A 6,008-nucleotide genomic window follows, 5' to 3' on the forward strand; every position below is an offset into this window, starting at 1 on the left:
GCGTAAAGCCCCGTTCAAGGGACCACGGCATCAGAAGGGACGGAACTCGTCGTACTCCTGCTGCGCGGAGTCGCCGCGACGGGCGTCCTTCTCCTTGCGGCGCTGCGTGGCCGGACGCGGGGCCTCCAGGCGGTGGTCCTCACCGCGGCGGCCCAGCATCTCGGCGCCGGCCATCACGGTCGGCTCCCAGTCGAAGACGACCGCGTTCTCCTCGGAGCCGATCGCGACGCCGTCGCCCGCCCTGGCACCGGCCTTGCGCAGCGCGTCCTCGACACCGAGGCGGTTCAGCCGGTCGGCGAGGTAGCCGACGGCCTCGTCGTTGTTGAAGTCGGTCTGGCGCACCCAGCGCTCCGGCTTCTCGCCGCGCACGCGGTACACGTCCTCGACCTCGTCGTAGGTGACGGTGAAACCGGCGTCGTCCACGGCCTTCGGGCGGATGACGATACGGGTCGCCTCCTGCTTGGGCTTGCGGGCGCGCGCCTTCGCGACGACCTCGGCGAGGAAGTAGGAGAGCTCCTTCAGACCCGTACGGGCGACCGCGGAGACCTCGAACACCTTGTAGCCGCGGGCCTCCAGGTCCGGGCGGACCATCTCGGCGAGGTCCTGGCCGTCGGGGATGTCGACCTTGTTCAGGACGACGAGGCGCGGACGCTTCTCCAGACCGCCGCCGTAGAGCTTGAGCTCCTCCTCGATCAGGTCGAGGTCGCCCACCGGGTCGCGGTCGGACTCCAGGGTGGCGGTGTCCAGCACGTGCACGAGCACCGAGCAGCGCTCGACGTGGCGCAGGAACTCCAGGCCGAGGCCCTTGCCCTGGCTGGCACCCGGGATCAGACCCGGGACGTCGGCGATGGTGTAGACGGTCGAGCCGGCCGTGACCACGCCCAGGTTCGGGACGAGGGTGGTGAAGGGGTAGTCCGCGATCTTCGGCTTGGCGGCGGAGAGCACCGAGATCAGCGAGGACTTGCCGGCGCTCGGGAAGCCGACGAGCGCCACGTCGGCGACCGTCTTCAGCTCCAGGACGATGTCCCCGGTGGTGCCGGGGACGCCGAGCAGCGCGAAGCCGGGGGCCTTGCGGCGGGCGGAGGAGAGCGCGGCGTTGCCGAGGCCGCCGCGGCCGCCCTCGGCGGCGACGTAGGTGGTGCCCTGGCCGACGAGGTCGGCGAGGACGTTGCCCTCCTTGTCGAGGACGACGGTGCCGTCCGGCACGGGCAGGATCAGGTCCTGGCCGTCCTTGCCGGAGCGGTTGCCGCCCTCGCCGGGCTTGCCGTTGGTGGCCTTGCGGTGCGGGCTGTGGTGATAGTCCAGCAGGGTGGTGATCGCCTGCTCCACCACCAGGATCACGTCACCGCCACGGCCGCCGTTGCCGCCGTCGGGGCCGCCGAGCGGCTTGAACTTCTCCCGGTGTACGGAGGCGCAGCCGTGGCCCCCGTTACCCGCGGCGACGTGCAGCTCGACGCGGTCCACGAAGGTGGTCATGGGTGTTCCTCCAGATACATACGGGAATGTCCCGGGCAGGCCTTGCTGCCCATTAAACGTGTCTATGTGACAACGCGCCGAGGGCGGACCTCTCTTCCCGGCCTGAGCCGGGAAGAGGTGAGATCCGCCCTCGGGGTGTTACGAACGCTTGTGATTCAGCAGGAGCTGGATCAGGCGGCCGGAACGATGTTGACGACCTTGCGGCCACGGTGCGTACCGAACTGCACCGCACCCGGCAGCAGCGCGAACAGCGTGTCGTCGCCACCGCGACCGACACCCGCACCCGGGTGGAAGTGGGTGCCGCGCTGGCGGACGAGGATCTCGCCGGCGGAGACGACCTGACCGCCGAAGCGCTTCACGCCGAGCCGCTGAGCGTTGGAATCGCGCCCGTTCCGGGTGGACGATGCGCCCTTCTTGTGTGCCATGTCTCAGTCCCTCTTACTTCGCAGCCGTGGGGATACCGGTGACCTTGATCGCCGTGTACTGCTGACGGTGACCCTGGCGACGGCGGTAGCCGGTCTTGTTCTTGTAGCGCAGGATGTCGATCTTGGCGCCCTTGGTGTGGTCCACGACCTCGGCCGTGACCTTGATCCCGGCCAGCACCCACGGGTCGCTGGTCACGGCGTCGCCGTCGACAACGAGCAGGGTCGAGAGCTCGACCGTGTCGCCAGCCTTGGCAGTGGAAATCTTGTCAACCTCAACGATGTCGCCGACAGCAACCTTGTGCTGGCGACCACCGCTGCGCACGATGGCGTACACGCGGATCTCTCTCTCACTCGGGACGGATGCTCCTGAAGCCAGCCACTCACACGGGCCGGGGCCCATGGTGATCCGGATTGGACGAGCGGCCTCTCCCGTGACCCGGCCGCTTGCGCGGTCGTGCGGGAGGAAGGTGCTCAGGAGCGCGACGCACGCTGAACGGGTAATCGTTCAAGACACGCCGACGGTCTAGGTTACGGGGCTGGTTCCGGAGGGTCAAACCGGGCCCCGTGCCACCGTGGACCCCGCCCGGAGGCGGGGTCCACGGTCACGGAACGGATCAGGCCTCGGTCGGAGCCGTGACGGACGGAGCGCTCTGCTCCGCCGCCGCGGTCTTCTTCGTGACCCGCTTCGCCGTGGTCTTCTTGGCCGTCGCCTTCTTCGCGACGGTCTTCTTGGCGGCCGCCGCCTTCTTGGCCGGGGCCTTCTTCGCCGTGGTGGCCGCCTTCTTGGCCGGAGCCTTGCGGGTGGCCTTCTTGGCGGGGGCCGGCGCCTCGGCCTCGGCCTCGGCCGCCGGGGCCTCGGCCGGGACGGCCTCCGCGACGGGCTCGGCGGCCGGGGCCTCGACGACCACGATCGCGGCCTCCGCCGCACCGGCGGGCGCGGTGGCCCTGCGTACGGCACGACGGCGCGGACGGGCCGGGGCGGCCTCCACGACCGGCTCGGCCGGGGCCTGCTCGACCACGGGCTCGGGCTCGACGACCGGCTCCTCGGCCACGGGCACCGCCACCGGCTCGGCGACGGCCTCCACGACCGGCTCCGGCTCGGCCACGGCCACCGGCTCCGGCGCCACGACGGGCTCCGGCTCCGGGGCGGTCGCCTTACGGGTCGCCCGGCGACGCGTACGGCCCTTCGGCGCGGCCTCGTCCACCGGAGCGGCCGGGGCGGCCTCGACCGTCTCCGCGGCCTCCACGGCCTCGGCGACGACCTCGGCGGCCGGCTCCAGCACCGTGTCCGCGGGCTCGGTGACCGGCTCAGCCTCCACCACCGGGACCACCGGCGCGGGGGCCGCCGGCGCGGGGGCGGCGAACCGCTCCGCACCGCGCGGGGCGCCCGCCGGAGCGGTCGCCTTACGGGTGGCACGGCGACGGTTGCGACGCCCGCTGATGCCCGCGGCGGCCTCGGCCTCGGCCGGGCTGCTGTACAGCTCCTCGTCCGGCACGAACGCCGGCTCCGGAAGGGCGCGCGGCGCGGCGAGCTCCGCGGCCACCTCGGCCTCGGTCTCGACCTCCAGCACCTCGGCGTCGACGGTCTCGGCCGTCTCCAGCCCGTGCTCGTGCTCGTGCTCCACGGCGCGGCCACCACGGCGCTTGGCGCGCTTGCCGTTGCCACCGCCGCCGACCGCGGTCGGGGTCTCCATGTGCACGATCACACCGCGGCCGTTGCAGTGGACGCAGGTCTCGGAGAAGGACTCCAGCAGACCCTGGCCCACCCGCTTGCGGGTCATCTGGACCAGGCCCAGCGAGGTGACCTCGGCCACCTGGTGCTTCGTCCGGTCCCGGCCCAGGCACTCCAGCATCCGCCGCAGCACCAGGTCGCGGTTGGACTCCAGGACCATGTCGATGAAGTCGATGACGACGATGCCGCCCAGGTCGCGCAGCCGCAGCTGGCGCACGATCTCCTCGGCCGCCTCCAGGTTGTTCCTGGTGACGGTCTCCTCGAGGTTGCCGCCCTGACCGGTGAACTTGCCGGTGTTGACGTCGATGACGATCATCGCCTCGGTCTTGTCGATCACGAGGGAACCGCCCGAGGGCAGCCACACCTTGCGGTCGAGCGCCTTGGCGAGCTGCTCGTCGATCCGGTACGTCGCGAAGACGTCGACCTCGGAGGTCCAGCGGGAGAGCCGGTCGGCCAGGTCCGGGGCCACGTGGGACACGTAGCCGTGGATGGTCTCCCACGCCTGGTCACCGCTGATGATGACCTTGGAGAAGTCCTCGTTGAAGATGTCGCGCACGACGCGGACCGTCATGTCCGGCTCGCCGTACAGCAGGCTCGGCGACGAGGTCGTGATCTGCTTCGACTTCTTCTGGATGTCCTCCCACTGCGCCTGCAGACGCTCGACGTCGCGGCGCAGCTCGTCCTCGCTCGCGCCCTCGGCGGCGGTGCGCACGATGACGCCCGCGTCCTCGGGGACGATCTTCTTGAGGATGGTCTTCAGGCGCGCGCGCTCGGTGTCGGGCAGCTTGCGGCTGATACCGGTCATCGAGCCCTCGGGCACGTACACCAGGTAGCGGCCGGGCAGCGAGACCTGGCTGGTCAGGCGGGCGCCCTTGTGGCCGATCGGGTCCTTGGTGACCTGCACCAGGACCGACTGGCCGGACTTGAGGGCGGACTCGATGCGGCGCGGCCCGTTGGCCATGCCGAGCGCCTCGAAGTTGACCTCACCGGCGTACAGGACGGCGTTGCGGCCCTTGCCGATGTCGATGAAGGCGGCCTCCATCGACGGCAGCACGTTCTGGACCTTGCCCAGGTAGACGTTGCCGACGTACGAGGTGGCCTCTTCCTTGTTGACGTAGTGCTCGACGAGCACGTTGTCCTCGAGGACGCCGATCTGGGTGCGCTCGCCGGACTGGCGGACCACCATCACGCGCTCGACGGCCTCACGGCGGGCCAGGAACTCGGCCTCGGTGATGATCGGCACGCGGCGGCGGCCCTGCTCGCGGCCCTCGCGGCGGCGCTGCTTCTTCGCCTCCAGACGGGTCGAGCCCTTGATGGACTGGACCTCGTCGGACGGCTCGGCCTTCTCGCGCGCCGGGCGCGGCTCGCGGACCTTGAGCACGGTGCGGACACCGTCCTCCTCGCCGGCCTCGACCTCGACGGCACCGTCACCGCTGCGACGGCGACGACGACGGCGACGACGGCTGGAGGTGGAGCCGAGGGCCTCGTCGGCCTCCTCGTCCTCTTCCTCCTGGTCGGCTTCCTGCGGCTCCGCCTCCTGCGCGGCGGCCTCGCCCTCGGTCTCCTCGTACCCGGACTCGTCCAGGTCAGCGGCCTCACCGCGACGGCGGCGGCGGCCACCGCGACGGCGGCGACGCGAGGGGCGCTCGCCCGACTCGTCGGTCTCGTCCTCGTCGAACCCGTCGGCCTCGGCCTCCGGCTCCTCCTCCACGAGCTCCGGCTCGGCCGGGGCCACGGGCTCGGCGGCACCGCGACGGCGGCGGCGACGGCCGGCCGGCTGGGCGGCGGGGGCCTCGACCTCGGCGGCGGCCTCGGCCTCTTCCTCCTCCTCGGCCTCCTCCACCGAAGCGGCGGCGGCAGCGGCCGCGGCGGCCATGGCCGCGGTCTCCGGGGTCTGGAACATCGGCTCGGCGAAGACCGGGGCCTGGAAGACGGCCACGGCGGGACGCGCGGCGCGACGGGCGGCACGGTTCGGGGCGGCCGCCGGCTCGGCGGCGGCCGCGGGCTGTGCGGCGGCGGGAGCGGCGGCGGCCGGAGCGGCCGGGGCGGAGGCACGGGTGGCACGGCGGCGGCCGCGCTTGGGGGCGTCCACGGCGTCGGCGACGGTGACGGCGCGGGTGGCGGCCTTGGGGGCCTCCTCCGCGACGGCCTGGACCTCTTCCTCGGCCTCTTCCTCCACGACCGGGGCGGCCTCGGCCACAGCGGCCGGAGCGGCGACGGCACGGGTCGCACGGCGACGGGCACGCGGCGCGGAAGCGGCCGGAGCCTCCTCCTCCACCATGGGAGCCGGAGCGGCCTCGACAGCGGCCTCGGCGGCCGGCGCGGCAACGGCACGGGTGGCACGGCGACGGGCACGCGGCGCCGGAGCGGCCGGA

4 protein-coding genes are annotated in these 6,008 nt (G+C 72.5%); all 4 read right to left on the reverse strand.

Translation table 11 applies throughout. The features are described from left to right. Positions 1 to 30 precede the first annotated feature (30 nt). Positions 31 to 1,476 (reverse strand): GTPase ObgE, encoded by a 1,446-nt coding sequence (gene obgE / locus ACZ518_RS19110; protein ID WP_469114163.1) that lies wholly within the window; start codon positions 1,474 to 1,476, stop codon positions 31 to 33. A gap of 170 nt (positions 1,477 to 1,646) precedes the next feature. Further along, on the reverse strand, positions 1,647 to 1,901 hold the full coding sequence (rpmA, locus tag ACZ518_RS19115) for a 50S ribosomal protein L27 (protein WP_007264038.1): 255 nt from the start codon (positions 1,899 to 1,901) through the stop codon (positions 1,647 to 1,649). A gap of 13 nt (positions 1,902 to 1,914) precedes the next feature. Next, positions 1,915 to 2,235 carry a 50S ribosomal protein L21 gene (rplU, locus tag ACZ518_RS19120; protein ID WP_007264039.1) on the reverse strand — a complete coding sequence of 107 codons (321 nt, stop codon included), beginning with the start codon at positions 2,233 to 2,235 and terminating at the stop codon, positions 1,915 to 1,917. 280 nt (positions 2,236 to 2,515) lie between these two features. Further along, positions 2,516 to 6,008: Rne/Rng family ribonuclease (locus ACZ518_RS19125; protein ID WP_469114164.1), on the reverse strand; the 3,493-nt coding region annotated here is incomplete at its 5' end.

This window comes from Streptomyces sp. NPDC033966, assembly GCF_055575955.1.

What these genes read in the sequence shown, in the direction of transcription:
- obgE (WP_469114163.1), bottom strand. Translation starts at nt 1,476, where the DNA reads ATGACCACCTTCGTGGACCGCGTCGAGCTGCACGTCGCCGCGGGTAAC.
- rpmA (WP_007264038.1), bottom strand. Translation starts at nt 1,901, where the DNA reads ATGGCACACAAGAAGGGCGCATCGTCCACCCGGAACGGGCGCGATTCC.